This is a genomic window from Pseudomonas tremae, from assembly GCF_001401155.1.
Taxonomy (GTDB): domain Bacteria; phylum Pseudomonadota; class Gammaproteobacteria; order Pseudomonadales; family Pseudomonadaceae; genus Aquipseudomonas; species Aquipseudomonas tremae.
The window spans coordinates 1-1,046 of sequence record NZ_LJRO01000228.1; the positions used below are offsets into that span (position 1 = coordinate 1).

At 53.3% G+C, this 1,046-nt stretch carries 3 protein-coding genes; all 3 read left to right on the plus strand.

Annotated elements, in window-relative coordinates:
• The coding region (locus ALO43_RS15590) for an H-NS histone family protein (protein ID WP_157062303.1) at window positions 1-256 on the plus strand (256 nt) is incomplete at its 5' end.
• 84 nt (window positions 257-340) lie between these two features.
• Entirely contained in the window at window positions 341-532 is a 192-nt protein-coding gene (locus ALO43_RS15595) for a hypothetical protein (RefSeq protein WP_020313370.1), read from the plus strand.
• 96 nt (window positions 533-628) lie between these two features.
• Window positions 629-1,018, plus strand: a complete 390-nt coding sequence (locus ALO43_RS30170) for an AbrB/MazE/SpoVT family DNA-binding domain-containing protein (protein WP_157062304.1) — start codon at window positions 629-631, stop codon at window positions 1,016-1,018.
• Window positions 1,019-1,046: the final 28 nt, after the last annotated feature.

The window sequence follows — 1,046 nt, forward strand, 5'->3', positions numbered from 1 at the left end:
GCTGGCACTGATTGAAAGTGAAGGTTTTGACCTCGGCCAGTTGGCAGGTGGTGACTTTGAGCCTAAAGCCCGGAAAAAAAGCCGCACCTCGACCCAGAAGCGCGAGCCGAAGTATGTGTTCGTCGAAGATGGGGTGACTAAGTACTGGGCAGGCGTTGGCAGAAAGCCTCGTCCGATCGCACAGGCCATAGAAAATGGCGCTTCTCTGAGTGACTTCCTCATCAAAGCCGAGGAACAGCAGAGCCTAGACGTTTAATCGGTCTTTCGGAAGGCGCATAGACCAAGGTCGGCGTGTAGAGCGCCGGCCGATTTTCGCAACCGCGAAAAGGGAGGAAAGCCTATGCAGTATGTGTTCATTATCATCGCCGTTGCTGCCATTGTCGTTTATTCGGCCCAACACGATCTGACTTCGTTTAGCCAATTTATGGATTATGTACGCGGCGATATGTTAGCGCTCATGCTGTGGCTCGCCATCGCCATTGTGGTCCTCGGCGCTGTGTTCGTCGTCATGCGTATTGGCCGAAGGAAATAGGAAAGTGGTATGCCCTATGCCCCGTTGACTCGGGGCTTTTTTAACGATTTTTCACAGTCGCCCGAAAAAACGACCTTCTGTACGCTCGCCTGAGCAATGATCGACAAGCAACCAATGCGATCCGCAGGGGTAGGAAAAAAAGACCTCAAGAATCGTCGTACAGCCAGGCCTCATCTCACTGCAGTGGTATCTTATTGGTCGAGAGTTAGTTATACTTTTGTAAAACTAGATGAGGGTATGGATATGGGTACTGTTGCGCTTCGCCGCTCGGGCGGCTCATTGATCCTGGCGGTGCCAGCTGCGTTTGCGGCCCAGAATCACTTGGTTGCAGGTTGCCAACTGGCGTGGAAAATCGAAGGGGATGCCTTGGTGGTCAAACCCAGCCGAAAGAAACCCACTCTAGCTGAGCTGATTGCGGCGACCCCGAAAGAGGCGCGTATTGAAGCCTGGGACGATATGGCAGCGGTCGGAAACGAACAATGGTAAGACGTCCACCGAGTGTTCCTGGTCGCGG

What these genes read in the sequence shown, in the direction of transcription:
- ALO43_RS15595 (WP_020313370.1), top strand. Translation starts at nt 341, where the DNA reads ATGCAGTATGTGTTCATTATCATCGCCGTTGCTGCCATTGTCGTTTAT.
- ALO43_RS30170 (WP_157062304.1), top strand. Translation starts at nt 629, where the DNA reads ATGATCGACAAGCAACCAATGCGATCCGCAGGGGTAGGAAAAAAAGAC.